This window comes from Achromobacter sp. NFACC18-2 (genome assembly GCF_900108985.1).
GTDB lineage: Bacteria > Pseudomonadota > Gammaproteobacteria > Burkholderiales > Burkholderiaceae_B > Achromobacter.
This window is the reverse complement of the sequence record NZ_FNYM01000015.1, coordinates 114,654-132,713: the sequence shown is the minus strand read 5'-3', so window position 1 is coordinate 132,713 and position 18,060 is coordinate 114,654. Positions and strand designations below refer to the sequence as shown.

General features: G+C 69.2%; 17 protein-coding genes. 2 read left to right on the top strand and 15 right to left on the bottom strand.

Annotated features, from left to right (window positions below; all coding sequences use genetic code 11):
- Positions 1-8: 8 nt before the first annotated feature.
- On the bottom strand, positions 9-1,223 hold the full coding sequence (locus tag BMW75_RS21780; RefSeq protein ID WP_076521382.1) for an efflux RND transporter periplasmic adaptor subunit: 1,215 nt from the start codon (positions 1,221-1,223) through the stop codon (positions 9-11).
- A 338-nt stretch (positions 1,224-1,561) separates the two neighbouring features.
- On the opposite strand from BMW75_RS21780, the gene BMW75_RS21775 reads away from it, so the two are divergent.
- Positions 1,562-2,473: a LysR family transcriptional regulator gene (locus BMW75_RS21775; protein WP_076521383.1), complete on the top strand. Its 912-nt coding sequence runs from the start codon at positions 1,562-1,564 to the stop codon at positions 2,471-2,473.
- Between the two features lie 93 nt (positions 2,474-2,566).
- Here BMW75_RS21775 and BMW75_RS21770 read toward each other — a convergent pair whose 3' ends face one another.
- Positions 2,567-3,298 carry a pseudouridine synthase gene (locus BMW75_RS21770; protein WP_076521384.1) on the bottom strand — a complete coding sequence of 244 codons (732 nt, stop codon included), beginning with the start codon at positions 3,296-3,298 and terminating at the stop codon, positions 2,567-2,569.
- A 92-nt stretch (positions 3,299-3,390) separates the two neighbouring features.
- Between BMW75_RS21770 and BMW75_RS21765 the strand changes: the two genes are divergently transcribed.
- Positions 3,391-4,011, top strand: coding sequence for a chorismate--pyruvate lyase family protein (locus BMW75_RS21765; RefSeq protein WP_092581828.1), 621 nt, complete (start codon positions 3,391-3,393; stop codon positions 4,009-4,011).
- Between the two features lie 153 nt (positions 4,012-4,164).
- Here the strand turns inward: BMW75_RS21765 and BMW75_RS21760 are convergent, their stop codons facing one another.
- Genes BMW75_RS21760 through BMW75_RS21700 form a run of 13 tightly spaced genes read right to left on the bottom strand, consistent with a single transcriptional unit; the run spans position 4,165 to position 17,877 of the window.
- Positions 4,165-5,028: an isocitrate lyase/PEP mutase family protein gene (locus tag BMW75_RS21760; RefSeq protein WP_092581827.1), complete on the bottom strand. Its 864-nt coding sequence runs from the start codon at positions 5,026-5,028 to the stop codon at positions 4,165-4,167.
- Between the two features lie 9 nt (positions 5,029-5,037).
- Positions 5,038-6,435, bottom strand: a complete 1,398-nt coding sequence (locus tag BMW75_RS21755; protein ID WP_092581826.1) for an FAD-dependent oxidoreductase — start codon at positions 6,433-6,435, stop codon at positions 5,038-5,040.
- Positions 6,432-7,040, bottom strand: coding sequence for a cysteine hydrolase family protein (locus BMW75_RS21750; protein WP_092581825.1), 609 nt, complete (start codon positions 7,038-7,040; stop codon positions 6,432-6,434). Before BMW75_RS21750 ends, BMW75_RS21755 begins: the two co-directional genes overlap by 4 nt.
- Positions 7,041-7,049: 9 nt before the next feature.
- On the bottom strand, positions 7,050-9,098 hold the full coding sequence (locus BMW75_RS21745; protein ID WP_092581824.1) for a hydantoinase/oxoprolinase family protein: 2,049 nt from the start codon (positions 9,096-9,098) through the stop codon (positions 7,050-7,052).
- On the bottom strand, positions 9,095-10,765 hold the full coding sequence (locus tag BMW75_RS21740) for a hydantoinase B/oxoprolinase family protein (protein WP_076521390.1): 1,671 nt from the start codon (positions 10,763-10,765) through the stop codon (positions 9,095-9,097). The genes BMW75_RS21745 and BMW75_RS21740 overlap by 4 nt, the downstream gene beginning before the upstream one ends.
- Before the next feature lie 10 nt (positions 10,766-10,775).
- Entirely contained in the window at positions 10,776-11,276 is a 501-nt protein-coding gene (locus BMW75_RS21735; RefSeq protein ID WP_092581823.1) for a LeuD/DmdB family oxidoreductase small subunit, read from the bottom strand.
- Positions 11,273-12,541 carry a 3-isopropylmalate dehydratase large subunit gene (locus BMW75_RS21730; RefSeq protein ID WP_092581822.1) on the bottom strand — a complete coding sequence of 423 codons (1,269 nt, stop codon included), beginning with the start codon at positions 12,539-12,541 and terminating at the stop codon, positions 11,273-11,275. Before BMW75_RS21730 ends, BMW75_RS21735 begins: the two co-directional genes overlap by 4 nt.
- A 2-nt stretch (positions 12,542-12,543) precedes the next feature.
- Positions 12,544-13,254, bottom strand: coding sequence for an ABC transporter ATP-binding protein (locus BMW75_RS21725; protein WP_092581821.1), 711 nt, complete (start codon positions 13,252-13,254; stop codon positions 12,544-12,546).
- Positions 13,251-14,006: an ABC transporter ATP-binding protein gene (locus BMW75_RS21720; RefSeq protein ID WP_092581820.1), complete on the bottom strand. Its 756-nt coding sequence runs from the start codon at positions 14,004-14,006 to the stop codon at positions 13,251-13,253. The genes BMW75_RS21725 and BMW75_RS21720 overlap by 4 nt, the downstream gene beginning before the upstream one ends.
- On the bottom strand, positions 13,999-14,970 hold the full coding sequence (locus tag BMW75_RS21715) for a branched-chain amino acid ABC transporter permease (RefSeq protein WP_092581819.1): 972 nt from the start codon (positions 14,968-14,970) through the stop codon (positions 13,999-14,001). Before BMW75_RS21715 ends, BMW75_RS21720 begins: the two co-directional genes overlap by 8 nt.
- Before the next feature lie 2 nt (positions 14,971-14,972).
- Positions 14,973-15,845, bottom strand: a complete 873-nt coding sequence (locus BMW75_RS21710; protein ID WP_092581818.1) for a branched-chain amino acid ABC transporter permease — start codon at positions 15,843-15,845, stop codon at positions 14,973-14,975.
- Positions 15,846-15,853: 8 nt separating this feature from the next.
- Complete coding sequence (locus tag BMW75_RS21705) at positions 15,854-17,059, bottom strand: ABC transporter substrate-binding protein (protein WP_092581817.1); 1,206 nt, start codon at positions 17,057-17,059, stop codon at positions 15,854-15,856.
- Between the two features lie 20 nt (positions 17,060-17,079).
- On the bottom strand, positions 17,080-17,877 hold the full coding sequence (locus BMW75_RS21700) for a GntR family transcriptional regulator (protein WP_092581816.1): 798 nt from the start codon (positions 17,875-17,877) through the stop codon (positions 17,080-17,082).
- Between the last annotated feature and the right edge of the window lie 183 nt (positions 17,878-18,060).

The window sequence follows — 18,060 nt, the reverse complement described above, 5'->3', positions numbered from 1 at the left end:
CTCCCTGATTACTGCTTGGCCGGCGCGGCATTGGCCGCGCCATTGGCGGCCTGCTGCTGCGGCTGCTGCTGCGCCTGGGCGCTGGCCTCGGTGGCGACCACTTCGACGCCGGGACGGACCATCTGCAGGCCTTCCACGATGACCCGGTCGCCAGCAGCCAGGCCCTCGGTGACGAGCCACTTGTCGCCGATGGCGCGATCGGTCTTCAGGTCACGCAGTTCGACCTGGTTCTTGGCATTGACCACCAGCGCCGTCGGCAGACCGCGCTGGTTGCGGGTCACGCCGCGTTGCGGCACCAGCAGGCCGTCGGCGGCGACGCCATCGGCCAGGCGCGCGCGCACGAACATGCCCGGCAAGAGGCGGCGGTCCGGATTGGGGAACACCGCGCGCAGCGTGATCGAGCCCGTGCCCTGGTCCACGGTCACTTCCGAGAACTGGAGCTTGCCGGTCTCTTTGTATTGCGAGCCGTCTTCCAGGGTCAGCGTGACCAGCGCGGCCTGCTCGCCGTCCGCCTTCTTCAACTGGCCGCTGGCCAGGGCATCCTGCAGGCGCAGGAGCTGGACGCTGGACTGGGTGACGTCGACGTAGATCGGATCGATTTGCTGCACCGCAGCCAATGCGTTGGTCTGGTTGGCCGTGACCAGCGCGCCTTCGGTGACCGCCGAGCGGCCGATGATGCCGGCGATCGGCGACAGCACCTTGGTGTAGACCAGGTTGATGCGCGCCGTATCGAGCGCCGCCTTGGCCGCCAGCACGTCGGCGGCCGCCTGGTCGCGCGAGGCGACGGCGTTGTCGTAGGTCTGTTGGCTGACCGCGCGGGTCGCGACCAGCGGCTTGTAGCGCTCGGCCAGGAGGGCCGCCGTCTTCTGCTGGGCCTGGGCCCGCGCCAGCGCGGCCTTCTGGCTGTCGAAATCGGCCTGGTAGAGGGCGGGATCGATTTGATAGAGCTGCTGCCCGGCCTTGACCTCGCCGCCCTCGGTGAAGAGACGCTTCTGGACGATGCCGTTGACCTGCGGACGCACTTCCGCCACACGGAATGGCGACGTGCGGCCCGGCAGTTCGGTGGTGAGGGAAACGGGTTGCGTCGCCAACGTGACGACCGTCACTTGCGGCTTGCCCGCCTGGGGCGCCTCTTGCTTCTTGCCGCAAGCGGCCAGTGTGAGAGCCGATGCCGTCAGCGCAAAAACAGCCGCGCCGCGCCACATAGCGCTTTTCTTATTCATAGATTGCATTCCCGATTTCAATAAAAGTAGCCCCACGCGGCGCATGCGCCGCGTGCCCGGTTGCCCTGGACGGGCCTGATCAGTTGGGGCGATCCTGCGAAGAACATCAGCCCGTCAGACCGCTTTGACGCGGACCGCGTGGCTCGGCTTTGGTGGAGTCGCGTTGAACACGCAAGGCTGGACACTTACTTATCGCATTGCTGCATTGCAGAACTCGCATTCTGAGTTATCCCGCTTTAGAAACAAAGGGGCATGTTGAGAAAACATCATTCCATTTATGGGACAATCTGGAACTCCCCCCACTGTGACAAAATGCCGACATGAAACGCCTACAGGGTATGGAACTCTTCGTCGAGGTCGCCAAGACGCACAGTTTTAGCCGCGCTGCGGCAACGCTGGGCGTGCCGAAGTCGACCTTGTCTCGCCAGGTGGCCGAATTGGAGCGATCGGTGGGGCTGCGGCTGCTGAGCCGCACCACGCGCAAAGTGGAGCTCACCGATGCCGGCCGGCTGTATTTCGAACGCTGCCAGCGCATCGTGGCCGAGGCGCAGATCGCCCATGAAGAACTGCAGAAGCTGGTCGATACGCCGACCGGACCGCTGCGGGTGAACATGCCCGCGGATTTCGGCACGGACTTCCTGGCTGAGTCATTCATGGAGTTTTCCCGGCGCTATCCCGATGTGACGTTTTTCCTTGACCTCGCCAATCCGGACCACGCCTCGCGCGTGTTCCAGACCTGCGATGTGTCGATCGAAATCGGCGACCTGCCCGATTCGACCCAGATTGCACGACTGCTGGGCATGCTGCCCGCCTACCTGTACGCCTCGCGCGAGTACCTGGAAAAGCACGGCGAACCGAAGCATCCCAGCGACTTGACCCGCCACGAGTGCATCGAGTTCCGCGCGGAAGGCGCCGGCCGCGTGACGCGCTGGCCGCTGACCAATGGCCAGCAGCACATCGAGTTCACGCCGGGCAATCGGTTTTCCGTGAACGGCGTCGCCATGGCGCGCCGCCTGGCCATGCTGGGCGCGGGCATCGCGGTGCTGGTCGGGGGGCAGTTGGCGGAGCAGCAATCCGGCCAGTTGCAGCGCGTGTTGCCGGACTGGCAGCTAGGGCCGTTTCCGGTCCATGCCGTCACCGAGACGCGGCTGCTGCCCGCCAAGACGCGGATCTTCATCGAGTTCCTGATGGAGCGGCTGGGCAGTCACTGGCAGGCGAAGGATACCCCTGTTTTCATGCGGTCCGTCTGAGCCCGAAACCGACTGAAAAATCCAGAAGCCGCCGACATCAGATGTCGGGAGAAATGACCAATGCCTGGGCCTGAGGCCGTGTCAGACACCGGCTCAGAACGATTCGTCCTCGCGCAGGTAGCGCCATTGGCCCAGCGGCAGGTCGCCCAGGGCCACGCGGCCGATGCGCACGCGCTTCAGGCCCACCACCTTCAACCCGACCAGTTCGCACATGCGACGGATCTGGCGCTTCTTGCCTTCTCGCAGCACGAAACGCAACTGGTCGTGGTTCTGCCAACGCACCTGTGCCGGCTTGAGCGCCTTGCCGTCCAGCGACAGGCCATGATTGAGCAGGGCCAGGCCGTTGTCGGACAGGTCGCCCTGCACGCGGACCAGGTATTCCTTGTCGATCGTGGAATCCTCGCCGATCAATTGCTTGGCGACGCGGCCGTCCTGCGTGAGCACCAGCAGGCCCTGCGAATCGATGTCCAGGCGTCCCGCCACCGCCAGCCCGTCCAGGTGCGCGCGTTCAAAGCGCTGGGGCGCGCGGTCTCCGGCGAAGCGCGAGCGCGCGTCGATCAGGGCCACGGCGGGCGTGTAGCCCTTTTCGGCCTGGCCGGACACATAGCCGACCGGCTTGTTGATCAGGATGGTGACGCGGGACGTCTGGCGCGCATGCGCGGCGCGCTCCAGGGTGATGACCTGGTCGGGATAGGCCCGCGCGCCCAGTTCGGACACGACGACGCCGTCGACGCGGACCCAGCCGCGCTCGATATAGCTGTCCGCCTCGCGGCGGGAACAGAGTCCGCGCTCGGACATGAGCTTGGAGATACGTACTTTTTCCATGGGCCGTATTGTATGCGCAGGGCTTGTGCGCCCCGCCCTGCGGCACTGCGACGCAGACGGCCGGCCCCCGGGGCTTGGCATAATACGCAGCCATGACGACACCCGCAGCCCATCGCCCCCCTCTCGCCGCCGGCTGGCTGGCGCACGCCCCGGCCATTCTGTCCCCTGCCCAACGACACTGGCTGTTCCGTCCGGGCGCGCTCACCGCGGGCCTGCGCCAGGTCGGCCAGGTGCGGCTGCGGGTGCTGGCAGAGTACGCCGACGGCGCCCCGGCCGACGAGGCGCGGGCGATGCATATCGCCCCGGGTTCGCCCGTGTGGATCCGCGAGGTGCTGATGTCGGTGAACGGCATTGACAGCGTGCCGGCGCGCAGCCTGACCCCGCTGACGGCCTCGCACGGCGCCTGGCAAGGCATGCGCCGCCTGTTGACCCGGCCGCTGGCCGACATGCTGTATCACGACAGCACCGTCATCCGGTCGCCCTTTGCCTGCCGCCGCCTGGCCTCGCCCGTGCCGTTTTACGCCACCGCCTCGGGCGCGCTGGCGCCCGAACGGCACGCCCGGGAGGCCGGCCGCATCTGGGCGCGCCGCTCGGTGTTCTGGCGCCAGGGCCAGCCCCTGCTGGTGGCCGAAGCGTTCCTGCCGGGCTTCTGGGATTTGATCGCCGGCCAGCCCGTGCCGCCGCTCGTGCCGCACCAACGCACGGCGCGCTGACGACGGCGACCGGGGTGGCGTGGCAGGCGTCACGTCACGGATACGGGCTCCGCAACTCAGCGGTGTCTGACACCCGGGCGAGACGAACTTCATCATGCGCGGGCGGTTCATGGGTGTCAGACACCCATGAGAGACGCCGCACCCTCCAACTGATCAGCCCTCGTAGCGCCGCCCCTGTTCCAGCAGCTCGGGCGTCCCGATCACGTCATTCAGCCCATCGAAGTCCAGCATTCTGTCCTTCCAGGGCCCCGTCGTGCCGTGCTCTCGCAGGCTGCCGTAATACCCCTGCAGCGTGTGCGCGACGGCGCGCGCGGTGCCGCCCGGAAAGATGACGATGCGAAACCCCAACTCGGACAGCGCCTGCGCGTCCTGCACCGGCGTCTTGCCGCCCTCCACCATATTGGCCAGCAGCGGCACGCGCGCCGCGAAGCGGTCGCAGGCCGCGCGCATCTGGTCGGGCGTGCGCAGGGCTTCGATGAAGAGCGCGTCCGCCCCGGCCTCCAGATAGGATTCGGCGCGGTCCAGCGCCGCCTCCAGGCCTTCGGACGCCAGGGCGTCGGTGCGCGCCAGGATCAGCGTGGACGCGTTCACGCGGGCGTCGACGGCGGCGCGCAGCTTGCCGCACATCTCGGTAGCCGGAATCACCGATTTGCCGTCCAGGTGGCCGCAGCGTTTGGGAAAGGTCTGGTCTTCGAGCTGGATCATCGCCGCCCCGGCGCGCTCGAAGCCGCGCACCGTGCGTTGCGTGTTCAGCGCGTTGCCAAAGCCCGTGTCGGCATCGACGATGACGGCGGCCGACACGCGCTCGGCGATGCGGGCCAGCGTGTCTTGCACCTCGGTGTATGTGGTCAGCCCGATGTCCGAGCGGCCCAGCCGCGTGTAGGCAATGGACGCGCCCGACAGGTACAGCGCGGAAAAGCCCGCCTGCTCGGCCACCAGCGCGGACAGGGCGTCGTAGACGCCGGGGGCCAGCACCGGGCCGGCCGCCAATTGCGCTTTCAGGTTCTGTGTCTGCATCGTTGACTCCTAATCCAGGCGGCGCCCAAGCAGCGCCGCCGCGGTCGCCGCGGCGATATGGCCGCCCGCGACCGCACTGAGCAAGCCGTTGCCGGACAGGTAGCCCGACACGTCGTTGCCCGAAACGCCGCGGGCGGCGCCGCCCGCGGCCAGCAGATTGGGCAGCGCCCGACCCGCGGTGTCCAGGACGCGGCAATGCGCGTCGATATCCAGTCCGCCCTGCGTGTGAAAGAGCGCGCCGGTGACCTTGACCGCGTAATACGGCGCCTGCAGCGTCCGTTCGAAGCGGCGGCCCAGCGGGTCCGGTTCGTCAGGCCGGACCGCGTCCAGCGTCTGGCGCAGCACGTCCGGATCGCAGCCGATCAGGGCGGCCAGCGCCGTCACGTCGGCGCAGGTCTTGAGCGCATGCCCCGTCTCGGCCTGCACGAAATCGGGGAACCCGCGCGCCAGCGCCAGGGTGCGGTCGTCGAACACGTTCCAGGCCACCGAGCCCGGCTGCGCCAGCACGTGGACCGCCGCCTCGGAATACCCGTGGGTCTCGTCGTGAAAGCGCCGGCCGTCGCGGTTGATCTGCACGCCGCCGTCCATCATCACGGCCCAGGAGATCAATGCGCCCTGGGGCGTGGCCCAGGACCCGTGGCCCTGGTAGCCGCCCAGGTCGGCCAGCCGGGCGCCGAGCTGCGTGCCCCACTGGATGGCGCTGCCGTCGTTGCCGACGTGTCCGCCGTAGACCGCCTCGCGCATGGCGGGCAGGTACTGGCCCACCATCGCGGCATTGCCGCCGAAGCCGTTGCAGGCCAGGATCAGCGCGTCGCAGCCGATCACGTCGACCGAGCCGTCCGGACGTTCGCAGCCCACGGCGGTCACGCGGCCGTCGGCGTCGGTCCAGAGTTCGCGGGCCAGCGCGCGCGTCAGCAGATAGGCGCCCGCCTCGGTGGCCGCGCGTTCCAGGGCCGCCACCAGCGCCGCGCCCGTGCGTTCGGGCAGCGTGTGCATGCGCCGCGCGGTGTGGCCCGGGTACAGGAATCCGTCCAGCACTTCGAACCGCAGGCCGTGCCGCGCCAGCGCGTCCATGGCCGCGGCGGCGGCGCCCGTGTAGGCGGCCACCAGTTCGGGCGACGCCGTGCCCCCCGCCTTGGCCTGGATGTCGGCGGCAAAGCGCGCCGCATCGTCCTCGATGCCGGCGGCGCGCTGCACCGCGGAACCGGCCGCGGGAATGAAGCCCGAGGACAGCGCCGTCGAGCCGCTGGGCGCCGCGTCGCGTTCGATCAGCACCGTCTCGATGCCGGCGCTGGCCAGGCGCAGCGCGGCGGTCAGGCCGCAGGCGCCCGCGCCGATGATGACCACCGGCACGTGCATCGCGTCCGCGCCGGGCGCGGCGCCGCTTCTGACGACCGGCGCGCTCACGGCGCCAGCCTGTCCAGCAGGTCCTGGCACGACACCACGTCGGCCACCGTGCGCAGGTCCGCCAGCGCGGCATCGTGCATGGCGGGCGTGGGCGCGGCGCAGCCGTCGGCCAGCACCGTCACGTGGTAGTCGCGCATGTGGGCGTCGCGCGCCGTGCTGGCGACCCCGCCGTTGGTGACGATACCCGCCACCACGACGCTGGAGATGCCCGCGCGCCGCAGCACCCAGTCGAGCTGCGTGTTGAAGAATGCCGAATACGCGACCTTCCAGACCGACACGTCGACCAGCCCGTCCAGCTCGGCCACATTGGCCTGGCCGGGCGAGCCGGCCACGAAGTCGCCCTTGCGAAGAAACGGCCGCAACTGCTTGAGATGCGGCGAGATCATGGGCTCGCCGTGCGCGTCGGGCCACAGCGTGAACTGGCTGGCGGCCACGAAGCCGCCCTGCGCCTTGAGCGCGCGGGCCACCGGCGCCACGCGCGCCGGCAGCGCCCGCGCCTGCGGGCTGACCGCGCCGCCGCGGTCATAGGCGCCGCCCGGCGCCAGGAAGTCGTTCTGCAGGTCGATGATGACCAGCGCGGTCGTGCGGGGATCGAAGGAATGCATGGTCCGCTCCTACGAATCGGTCCGGGCGATCAGCAGATTGCCCAGGGAATCGACCCGGCCGGCAAAGCCCGGCTCGATCCAGATGGTGGTGTCCGGCTGCTCCAGGATGGCGGGGCCCGCCACCTCGGCGCCGACCGGCAGGTCCAAGCGCGCAAAGCGCACGGCCTCGCGCCATTGCCCGGCGTGAAAGACCCGCTGCGTGCCCAGCGAGGCCGGCATGTCCTTGCCCGTGGGCGCCAGCAGCGCAAGGTCGAACTTGGGGCGCTGGCCAATGCGGGCATAGCGCAGGTTCAGGATGCGCACGGCGATGCCGGTCAGGCTGCGGCCAAAGGCGGCGCGATAGGCGCGGTCGAACGCGGCGGCGATGCCGTCGCGGTGCAGGTCCGCGCGGGACACTTCCACGCGCACGGTGTGGCTCTGGCCCACGTACAGCATGTCGAGTTCGATGCTCTCGCGGATGCCTTCGAACGACACGCCGGCCGAATCCAGCCGTTCCTGGCAGGCGTTCGCCAGCGCGTCGATGCGCGCCAGCAGGTCGGCGGCGTCCAGCGCGTCCAGCGCCACGTTCAGGGTCTGCACGCCGTCATGGCGCATGTCGGCCATGACGCAGCCCAGCGCCGAGGTCACGCCCGGATAGCGCGGGACGATGCCATGCGCGGCGTCCACTTCATTCATCATGGCGCACACGTGCAAGGCGCCGCCGCCGCCGAACGGCATGTAGGCGAACTTGCGCGGATCGTGGCCGCGTTCGATGGAGACCACGCGGATCGCGCCCGCCATCTTGGCGTTGGCGACGGTCAGGATGGCTTCGGCCGCCGCATGCACGTCCAGGCCCAGCGGGCGGGCCACGTGTTCCTCGATGGCGGCGCGCGCCAGTTCCACATCCATCTTGGCCAGCAGGCCGCCGCCGAGCGGGCGCTCGGCCGCGATGCGGCCCAGCAGCACGTTCGCGTCGGTGACCGTGGGGCGCGTGTTGCCGCGGCCGTAGCAGGCGGGGCCGGGGATGCTGCCGGCGGACTCGGGTCCGACCTGCAGCAGGCCGCCCGCGTCCACGCTGGCGATCGACCCGCCGCCCGCACCGATGGTTTCGATCTGGATCATCGGGGCGCGCACCACCATGCCGAAGTCGATGGCGGTCTGCGCCGAGAGCGAGGCCTCGCCCTCGGCCACCAGCGACACGTCGAACGAGGTTCCGCCCATGTCGCCCGTGACCACATTGGGAAAGCCCGCGGCGCGCGCGATGGCCGCGCAGGCGATCACGCCGGCCGCAGGCCCCGACAGGGCCGTGCGCACGGGCACGTCGCAGGCCGTCTGGCGCGACATCACGCCGCCGTTGCTCTGCACCACCAGCAGCTCGCCCTCGAATCCATGCTGCTGCAGGTCCGATTCCAGCCGCGTCAGGTAGCTGCCCACCACGGGCTGCAGCGCCGCGTTCAGCACGGCCGTCGAGCAGCGCTCGAATTCCCGGATCTCGGGCAGCACCTCGGTCGCCGCCGTGACGTTGCCGTTCGGCCAGATTGCCCGCACGCGCGCCGCGGCCTGGGCTTCGTTGACCGGGTTGGCGTAGGCATTGACGAAGAACACGCAGACCGCATCGCAGCCCTGTTCGAGCAGCGTGCGCGCGGCGGCCTCGACCTGATCCAGGTCCACCGGCGTGTGCAGCGCGCCATCGGCCAGCACGCGTTCGCGCACTTCCAGCCGCAGGTCGCGCGGCACCACCGGTTCATAGTTGCCGCGCAGACCCCAGGTCTGGGGCCGGTCGCGCCGGCGCATTTCCAGCACGTCGCGGAAACCTTCCGTCGTGATGATGCCGGTGCGCGCCACCTTGCGCTCCAGGAGGGCATTGGTGCCCACCGTGGTGCCGTGCACGATGGTCGCGATGTCGCCCGCGCCGTCGGCCACCCGGGCGATGCCGTTCATGAAGCCGCGCGCTTCCTCGCCGCGGGTCGACGGCACCTTGACGACGCGCGCGCTGCCGCCCGCCTCGTCCAGCACGAAAAGATCCGTGAACGTGCCGCCCACGTCCACCCCCACCACCAATCCTTGCGCCGCGCTCATGCCGACTGCTCCTTCTGAATATCGCTGACATAGCCCATCTTGCGGTCGTGCTCGCGGGCCGCCGGATCGCGCCGCGCGGGCTCGCCGTAGCCGCCTCCGCCCGGCGTTTCCAGGCGCACGCGGTCGCCGCGTTGCAGCCGGATGCCCAGCATCTTGGAGCTCATGGGCGGGGACAGCCACTGGCCGTCCTGCTGGTAACGGAAGACATTCAGCGCGGCCTGGCCGCCGCCCGCGATGCCCTTGGGCGCGCTGCGGCCGCGTTCGCCGAAGATAAAGGCCTCCGCGCTGTCTTCCAGCAATTCGATTTCATAGATGGCGCCCAGGCCGCCGCGGTGCGTGCCGTCGCCGGCCGAATCCGGGCGCAGCGCCCATTGCGTGAAGCGCACCGGATAGGCCGCCTCCAGGATTTCCAGCGGCGGGATGGTGGCGGTGGAGATGGGCGCGTTGCCGTGGCTCAGCCCGTCGCCATCCGAATGCCCGCCGTGGCCGCCGCCGAAGAAGCTGAACATCACCCAGCGCTGGCCCTTGCGGGCGGCATCGCTGCGGTAGCCGGCGATGGACAGCGCGTTGATGGTGCCGTAGGCCTGGGCCATGGCGCGTTCCGGCGCGGCCTGGGCCATGGCGCAGAAGATCACGTCGATCATGCGCAGGATGGTCTCGGTATAGCCGCCCACCGGGCGCGGCCGGTCGGCCGAGATCACCAGGCCGTCGGGCAGGACCACGTCCACCGCGTCCAGCACGCCGGCGTTGGCCGGCACGTCCGGGAACAGGTGTTTCAGCGCCACGTAGCAGGCCGCGATGGCCGTGGCGCGCGAGATGTTCACCGGGCCGGCGCAGGCGGGCGACGTGCCGGTGAAGTCCAGCGACAGGCGGTCGCCGGCAATGGACAGCTTGAGCGCGATGCGCAGCGGCGCGTCGCGCACGCCGTCGTTGTCCAGCATGTCCTCGAAGACGTATTCGCCGTCCGGCAGGCTGGCGATATGGTCGCGCATCAGGCGGCGCGCCCGCTCGCGCAGCGTGTCCAGGGATTCCAGCACGGTGGCGTCGCCGTATTCGTCCAGCAGCCCGTCCAACCGGCGCGCGCCCAGTTCCAGCGCCGCGAGCTGGCCGTTCAGGTCGCCCCACAGGCTGTCGGGCAGGCGCGTGTTGGCCTTCAGGATGGCCAGCACGTCCTGGTCCAGGACGCCCGCGCGCACGATGCGCACGGGCGGGATCTGCACCGCTTCCTGCCAGCATTCCGTGGCGGCCGGGTTGTAGTTTCCGGGCACCGCGCCGCCCACGTCGTGCCAGTGCGCCGCCGACGCCAGGAAGCAGAACAGGCTGCCGCCGCGAAACACCGGCTTGACCAGCTTGAAGTCGTTGGCGTGCGTGCCGCCTTCGTACGGATCGTTAAAGAGCCACACGTCGCCGTCCACCATGCCGCCGCGCTCGGACGCGGCCTTGGCCGCGGCCTTCACCGCGAACGCCATCGCGCCCACGAAGACGGGCAGGCCCGACTTGCCCTGGATCAGCGTGGCGCCGGTGGCGGCGTCGTACATGCCGTGGCAGGCGTCGTGGGCCTCGGCAATGATGGGATTGAATGCGCTGCGGTACAGCGTCGCGTCCATTTCGTCGGCGATCTGTTCCAGGCGGCCCTTCAGGACCGCCAGGGTGACGGGGTCGAGCATGATGTGATTCCTAAGAGGTTTGACGCTGTTTCAGCAGATTCAGCAGTCCGCCGGCCTGCACCATGTCAAGCAGGAAGCCGGGCACGGTCTCGCAGTGCAATGCATCCGGCGCGCCGCCCGGCCGGCCGATGCGGCCCGCAACCGGGTCCAGCGTGACGCGCTCGCCTTCGGCCAGCGTCCCGGCCTGTTCGCAGGTCAGGAGCAGCAGGCCCACGTTGAAGGCATTGCGGAAATACAGGCCGTTGAAGGACGGGGCGATCACCGCGGCCACGCCCAGCCGCACCAGCGCCGCGGCGGCCTGTTCGCGCGACGAGCCGATGCCGAAGTTGGGGCCCGCCACCAGCACGTCGCCGGGCTGGACCTGGCTGGCGAATTCGGGCCGCACGCGCTGCAGGCAATGGCGGGCGATCTCGTCGATGCCGAATTTCATGTAGGCGCCGGGCGCCAGCGCATCGGTGTCGATGTCCGCGCCCACGCGCCAGACGCGGTGCGTCGTGGTCTGATCGTTCATGCCAGGAACTCCCGGGGATCGGCGACGCGGCCGGCCACGGCCGAGGCCGCGACCGTGTAGGGCGACGCCAGGTAGACCTGGGCCGTCTCCGAGCCCATGCGCCCCTTGAAATTGCGGGCCGTGGTGGAGATGACGCTGGCGCCATCCGGGATGGAGCCGCCGTAGCCCGCACAGGCGCCGCACGACGTGGCCAGCACCTGCGCGCCGGCGTCGCGCAGCACCTGCATGACGCCTTCGCGGTCCGCCTGTTCCTGGTCCTGCCGGCTGGCCGGCGCCACCATCAACTGCATGCCGTCGGCCAGGCGGCGGCCGCGCAGCACGTTGGCCGCGGCCCGCAGGTCCTCCAGCTTGGCGCCCGTGCAGGCGCCGATGTAGGCCACCTGCAGCGGCACGTCCGGGTATTCGTCCACGGCGCGCGCGTTGGCGGGGCTGTGCGGCGCGGCGACCTGCGGCGCCAGCGCGGCCGCATCGAAGTCGTGCCATTCGGCGTCGGCATCCGCGTCGCCCTGCCAGCGCGCCAGGTCCAGTTCCGCCGTGACGCCCGCCGCCCGCAGGTAGGCGGCGGTGGTTTCGTCCGGGGCGATCAGGCCCACCTGAGAGCCCAGCTCCGCGCTCATGTTCGACAGCGTCATGCGCTCCTGCATGGACAGCGCGCGCACGGCTTCGCCGCAGAACTCCACGGCCTGGTAGCGTCCGCCATTCATCCCGTAGCGGCCGATCATGTGCAGCATCATGTCCTTGGCCGTGACGCCGTCGGCCAGCCGGCCGCGCCAATCCATCATCAGCGTCTTGGGCACCTTGACCCAGATCTGGCCGGTGACCGCCACACCCAGCATCTCGGTGCTGCCAATGCCGAACATATAGGCGCCGAACGCCCCGCCCGTGGGCGAATGCGAATCGCCGCCCACGCAGAACATGCCGGGCCGGATGTGGCCGTGCTGCGGCACCACCACATGGCAGATGCCGACGGAGTCGTACACGTTGGGCAACTGCTTTTCCGCGGCCCAGTCGCGCGCGATGCGCACGATGCGGCGCGATTCGTCGTCGGACTCCGGCACGTAGTGGTCGATGACCAGCACGACCTTGGCCGGATCCCACAGCGTGGCGCCGAGCTCCTGCAGCATGGGCTGCAGCCGGCGCGGACCGCTGGAATCGTGGAACATTGCCAGGTCCACCGCGCAGGTCACGATTTCGCCCTCGGCCACCGCCTCGCGCCCGCAGGCGGCGGCGATCAGCTTCTGGGCCAGGGTTTGAGGCTGGGCCATGATCACATCCCCAGATAGGCGCGGCGCACGTCGTCGCTGGCCAAGAGGTCGGAACAGGCGCCGCTGTAGCGCACGGCGCCGTTCTCCAGCACATAGGCGCGCTGTCCGGTTTCCAGCGACTGGCCCACGTTCTGCTCGACCAGCAGGATGGCCAGGCCGTCGCCGTGCAGCCGCTTGATGAGGCTGAACAGTTCCTCGACCATCAGCGGCGACAGGCCGAGCGAGGGCTCGTCCAGGATCAGCAGGCGCGGCTCGGCCATGAGGCCGCGGCCGATGGCCAGCATCTGCTGTTCGCCGCCCGACATGGTGCCGGCCAGTTGTTCCAGGCGTTCGCGCAGCCGCGGAAAGATGTCGAGCACCTTGTCCAGGTTCTGCGCCCGGCGCTCGCGCGCCCGGGTGAACGACCCCAGTTCGAGGTTCTCTCGCACGCTCAGGTTGGGGAAGATGCGGCGCCCTTCGGGCACCTGGATGAGGCCGGCCTGCACCACCTGGCGGTAGTGGCGGCCGGTCAGGTCCTGGCCCTCGAAGCGCACGGCGCCGCCCCACGGCCGGTACAGTCCGCACACCGTGTTGTTCAGCGTGGACTTGCCGGCGCCGTTGCTGCCCAGCAGCACCACGATCTCGCCCGCGCCCACCTCCAGGTCCACGCCGCGCAGCACTTCCATGCGCCCGTAGCCTGCCCGCAGGCCCTTGACCTCCAGCAGCGCGCTCATGCCGGCGCTCCCTGCGCGGCCAGCCGCGCCGCCGCGCCGTGGCCCAGATAGGCCTCGACCACCTTGGAATCGCGCGTGACTTCGCCGGGCGTGCCCGAGGCGATCAGGCGCCCCTGCGCCAGCACCCACACGTGCTCGGCCAGGCTCATCACCGCGCGCATCACGTGTTCGATCATCAGCACGGTGACGCCATCGTCCACCAGCTTTTTCACCACCGGAATCATCTCGTCGATCTCACTGGGATTGAGCCCCGCCAGCACTTCGTCCAGCAGCAGCAGGCGCGGCCGCGTGGCCAGCGCGCGCGCCAGTTCCAGGCGCTTGCGTCCCGCCACCGTCAGGTCGGCGGCCGGCTTGTCCAGCGAGGCCTGCAGGTTGACGCGCGCGGCCACGGCCTCGGCGGCGGCCAGCGCCTCCTGCCGGTCCGCCAGGCGCAGGTGCGCGCCCACGGCGATGTTCTGGCGCACGGTCTGCGCGCCGAACGGCTGCACGATCTGGAAAGTGCGGGTCAGGCCCAGCCGCGCGGATTCGTGCGGCGCCATGCCGGTGATGTCCTGGCCCGCGAAATGCACGGTGCCCGAACCGGGCTTGAGAAAGCCCGACAGCAGGCCGAACAGCGTGGTCTTGCCCGCGCCGTTGGGGCCCACCAGCGCGGTGAGCGAGCCTTGCGGCACGTCCAGGCTCACGTCCTGCACGGCCTTCAGGCCGCCGAAGGTGATGGACAGATTGCGCGCTTGCAGCAGGATGTCAGACACGGGCGCGCTCCTTCATTCCAATCAGGCGGCCCAGCGACTGGCCGCCGCCGGTGATGCCGCGCGGCATGAACATCACGATGAGGATCAGCACAACGCCGTAGATCACCATGCTGATGCCCGGCAGTTCGCCGAACAGGTTGCGGGTCAGGTCGGCCAGCGCATGCAGCGTGACCGCGCCCAGCAGCGGGCCCCACAGGGTGCCCATGCCGCCGACGATGGCGCCCACCAGGGCCTCCACCGACACGGCCGAGCCGAAGGCGATGCCCGGGTCGATGTACTGGAAGACCTGCACGTAGAAGGCTCCCGCCACGCTCATGAACGCCGCGGACAGCGCGATGCCGCCCAGCTTCACGCGCAGCGGATTCACGCCGATGGCGCGCGCCGCGTCCTCGTTGTCGCGCACCGCCTGCAGGTAGGCGCCGAAGCGCGAATGGCGCAGCCACGCCGTCACCAGCAGCGCCAGCAGCACGAAGCCCAGCAGCAGGTAGATGTAGCCGCGGCGCGAGCCGAACTGCATGTTGGCCACGCCTTCCTGCAGCGGCACCATCAGCCCCACCCCGCCCCCGGTGAAGGACACGGACAACGCCAGGATGCGGAACACTTCGGCGAACGCCAGCGTCACCAGCGCGAAGTACGAACCCTTGAGCCCGTAGCGGAACGTCAGCCCGCCCACCGCCAGCCCGACCAGCGCGCCCAGGGCGATCGCCATCGGCAGCACCAGCCAGGGATTCAGGCCCAGGTTGAGCTGGCCCAGCGCCTGCGCATACGCGCCCACGCCAAAGAACAGCGCATGCCCGAACGACAACTGGCCGCCATATCCGCCCAGGATGTTCCAGGCCTGCGACAGCAGGGCCGCATACAGCGACATCATCACGAAGGTCAGCAGCACGCCCGATTGGGCGAACGTGGCCACGGCCGCCAGGGCCACAGCAAAGAGCGCGATTGCGCAGAGATCCCGTTTCATGCTCAGCCCCTCGCCCCGAACAGCCCCTGCGGGCGAAACAGCAGCACCGCGATGAAGATCGCGAAGATGCCCATCTGGCCCAGCGAGTCGCCCAGGAACAGGCCCCCGATGGACTCCACCACGCCGATCAGCAGACCGCCCACCAGCGCCCCCACGAAACTGCCCATGCCGCCCAGCACCACGATGGTGAAGGCGACCAGCACGAAGCCGCTGCCCACCTGCGGATTGACGTAATACGCGGGCAGCAGGAAGCAGGCCGCGGCGCCCAGACAGGCCATGCCGATGCCGAAGGACACCGCATAGACTTTCTCGACGTCGATGCCCATCAGCTTGGCGCCCTGCTTTTCCCGGGCCACGGCCCGGATCGCGCGGCCCAGGTCGGTGCTGCGGATGATCCAGAACAGCACCGCCGCCACCGCCAGCGCGCCACAGAACGCGATGATTTTGGGCAGCGCGATCAGGGCGGGCCCGATCTCGACCGTGGACAGCGTGTACGCGGTGTCGACGCTGCGGGTGTCGGACTTGAACCAGACCAGCGCCAGGTTCTCCAGCACGATGGCCAGGCCAAGCGTCACCAGCAGGATGTTCTCGTCCTTGCCATGGCTGGCGCGGTTGATGACAAAGCGCTGCAGCGCATAGCCCAGCGCGAACATCCCGGGCACCACCAGCGGCAGGGCCGCGTACGGGTCGATGCCCAGGCGGTCCTTGAGCAGGTATACGGCGTACAGCGCCACCATGAGCGCCGCCCCATGGGCAAAGTTGATGATGTGCAGCACCCCGTAGATCAGGGTCAGGCCCAGGGCGATGAGCGCGTACACCGCGCCCGTCGTCAGGCCGTTCAGCACCGAGGAAAAGAGGATGGCGGGATCGAGCATGGGTCGGATCAGGCCTTCAGCGGGAAGACGGCGTCGGCCTGGCGGAACTCGGCCGGGAAGATCACCTTGATGTCGCCCCCGATCACCTGCGTGAGCAGCGGCTGGGCGCCGGTGTTCTGGCCGTTGACGAACTTGGTCGGGCCGTAGGGCATCAGGTTGTCCTGGAACGTGCTGGACGCCAGCGCCTCGATGATGGCGGCGCGGTCGGCGGACTTGGCGCGCTCCAGCGCGTCGGCCAGCAGCAGCATCGCCGTGTAGGTCATGAAGACCTCGTAGCTGAAGTAGGCGCCCTTCTCTTCGACGCGGGCCTTGAGCGGCGCCACGCGCGCATCCTTGGGGTTGAACCAGTGGTTGCAGTCGATGATGCCGTTGGCGATGTCCGGGAATTCCTTTAGGAACTTGTAGCTGGACGCCGCCCCGCCCAGGACCGAGTAGATGGCCTTGGGCTGCACTTTCTGCTGCTTCATGGCGCGCAGCAGCAAGGCGTATTCGTTGTAGTAGTTGGCCGGAATGACGATGTCGGGATTGACCGACCGCATGCGCAGCACGATGTTGTTGAAGTCGCGCGTCGGGTTCGGGTGCTTGACCACCTCTTTCACCTCGAAACCATGCTGCGGCAGCGACTTGGACAAGAGGGCCGCCGTGCCGGTGCCAAAGAGCGAGTCCTCGTGCACGATCATCACGGTCTTGGCCGGCTTGCCGGCGGCTTCGTTCAGCGCCGCCAGGTCCAGGATGGCGCGTTCGCTGCAGGCGCGGTAGCCCGGCCCGAAGCGGAAGGTGTTCTTCAGGCCGCGCTCGACGATCTGGTCGGCCACGCCCACGTCCACCACATGGGGCAGGTTGTACTTGGCGGCCGTCTGCGTCGTGGCCAGACAGATTGCCGACGCATAGGCGCCCACGATGGCCGCCACACCCGCCTCGTTCATCTTCTCGACTTCGGCCGACCCCGCCTCGGGGCGCGACTGCGCATCGCCCAGCACGGCCTGCAGCGGCGCGCCGCCCAGCGACTTGATGCCGCCCGCCTTGTTGATGTCTTCGATCGCCAGCAGCGCGCCCAGGCGGCATTGCTGGCCGGAATACGCCAGCGCGCCGGTCACCGGGTGCAGCACGCCGACCTTGATGGGCGTGGCGCCCTGCGACCGGGCCACCCAGGGCGCGGACACGAGGGCCGCCGCGGCGGCGGATTGATAGAGGAAAGTGCGGCGCGAATTCATGGGGGGATCTCCGACGGGGTTCAATGAAATTGGGCCGACAGCTCTTCGCTGACCCAGACCTTGGCGTCGATGCTGCCGACGCGCGATAGCTGCAACTGATATTGATAGCGATCGGGGCGGTACAGGCCCTGCAGCAACTGCACGGGCCGGTCATCGACGTCGCGCACCAGGCGCGTCACCGCCAGCAGCGCCGACCCGACCGATACGTCCAGGTGGCGCGCCACCTGTGCATCGGCCAGCCGCGCCGAAATGGTCTGCGTCGCGCCGCCGAATTCCACGCCGGCCGCTTCCAGCAGCATCAGGAGCGGCTCGCGTTCGAGGTCCTCGCGCGTGAAGTCGGCCACGGTTTGCGGCACGTAGGTCGTGATGTGGGATAGCGGCCCGGCCTCGGTGCTGCGCACCCGCAGGCTCTTGTGCACGGGCGTGCCTGTCGCGATATGCAGCGCCTCGGCCACGGCGGGCGGCGCGTACACCAGCGTGCTGTCCAGCACCTGCACCGAGGTGCGCAGGCCCATGTTCACGATGTTTTCGAGCAGGCCGGTCAGGTGCGCCTTCTGCTGCGCGGTGGGCGCCGCGGCGCTCTGGGCGCTGGTCGCACCGCGCAGGGGCCAAGTGCCCAGGCCCGGCCGGCGCGACACCAGGCCGTCGGCCACCAGCATCTCCATCGCCTTGCGGATGGTGATGCGCGCCACGTCGAACTGGTCGGCCAGCGCGTGTTCGCCGGGCACGCCGTCCTGGTCAAACCGCCCCTCCTGCAGCTGTTCGCGCAGGACGAGATAGATCTGGTGGTATTTCGGAAGCGGTAATGAGGTTCCCATGACGGGAACTCTAGGGGTGTCCTAATGTACCGTCAATGGAACAAATGACCGGGCGGGTTGTTCTATCGGGAAAACACTGACGGCATCACGCGCGAAACCTGGGCGGCGGGGATCGACGCGGACGCTGGCGATGAGGGGCTGGAGTGTTTGTTTTAAGGTGTCAGACTGCAATATCACCTGGGA

Excerpts from the sequence above, each read along its gene's own strand:
- BMW75_RS21780 (WP_076521382.1), bottom strand. The coding sequence starts at position 1,223 with ATGAATAAGAAAAGCGCTATGTGGCGCGGCGCGGCTGTTTTTGCGCTG.
- BMW75_RS21775 (WP_076521383.1), top strand. The coding sequence starts at position 1,562 with ATGGAACTCTTCGTCGAGGTCGCCAAGACGCACAGTTTTAGCCGCGCT.
- BMW75_RS21770 (WP_076521384.1), bottom strand. The coding sequence starts at position 3,298 with ATGGAAAAAGTACGTATCTCCAAGCTCATGTCCGAGCGCGGACTCTGT.
- BMW75_RS21765 (WP_092581828.1), top strand. The coding sequence starts at position 3,391 with ATGACGACACCCGCAGCCCATCGCCCCCCTCTCGCCGCCGGCTGGCTG.
- BMW75_RS21760 (WP_092581827.1), bottom strand. The coding sequence starts at position 5,028 with ATGCAGACACAGAACCTGAAAGCGCAATTGGCGGCCGGCCCGGTGCTG.
- BMW75_RS21750 (WP_092581825.1), bottom strand. The coding sequence starts at position 7,040 with ATGCATTCCTTCGATCCCCGCACGACCGCGCTGGTCATCATCGACCTG.
- BMW75_RS21745 (WP_092581824.1), bottom strand. The coding sequence starts at position 9,098 with ATGAGCGCGGCGCAAGGATTGGTGGTGGGGGTGGACGTGGGCGGCACG.
- BMW75_RS21740 (WP_076521390.1), bottom strand. The coding sequence starts at position 10,765 with ATGCTCGACCCCGTCACCCTGGCGGTCCTGAAGGGCCGCCTGGAACAG.
- BMW75_RS21735 (WP_092581823.1), bottom strand. The coding sequence starts at position 11,276 with ATGAACGATCAGACCACGACGCACCGCGTCTGGCGCGTGGGCGCGGAC.
- BMW75_RS21730 (WP_092581822.1), bottom strand. The coding sequence starts at position 12,541 with ATGGCCCAGCCTCAAACCCTGGCCCAGAAGCTGATCGCCGCCGCCTGC.
- BMW75_RS21725 (WP_092581821.1), bottom strand. The coding sequence starts at position 13,254 with ATGAGCGCGCTGCTGGAGGTCAAGGGCCTGCGGGCAGGCTACGGGCGC.
- BMW75_RS21715 (WP_092581819.1), bottom strand. The coding sequence starts at position 14,970 with ATGAAACGGGATCTCTGCGCAATCGCGCTCTTTGCTGTGGCCCTGGCG.
- BMW75_RS21710 (WP_092581818.1), bottom strand. The coding sequence starts at position 15,845 with ATGCTCGATCCCGCCATCCTCTTTTCCTCGGTGCTGAACGGCCTGACG.
- BMW75_RS21705 (WP_092581817.1), bottom strand. The coding sequence starts at position 17,059 with ATGAATTCGCGCCGCACTTTCCTCTATCAATCCGCCGCCGCGGCGGCC.
- BMW75_RS21700 (WP_092581816.1), bottom strand. The coding sequence starts at position 17,877 with ATGGGAACCTCATTACCGCTTCCGAAATACCACCAGATCTATCTCGTC.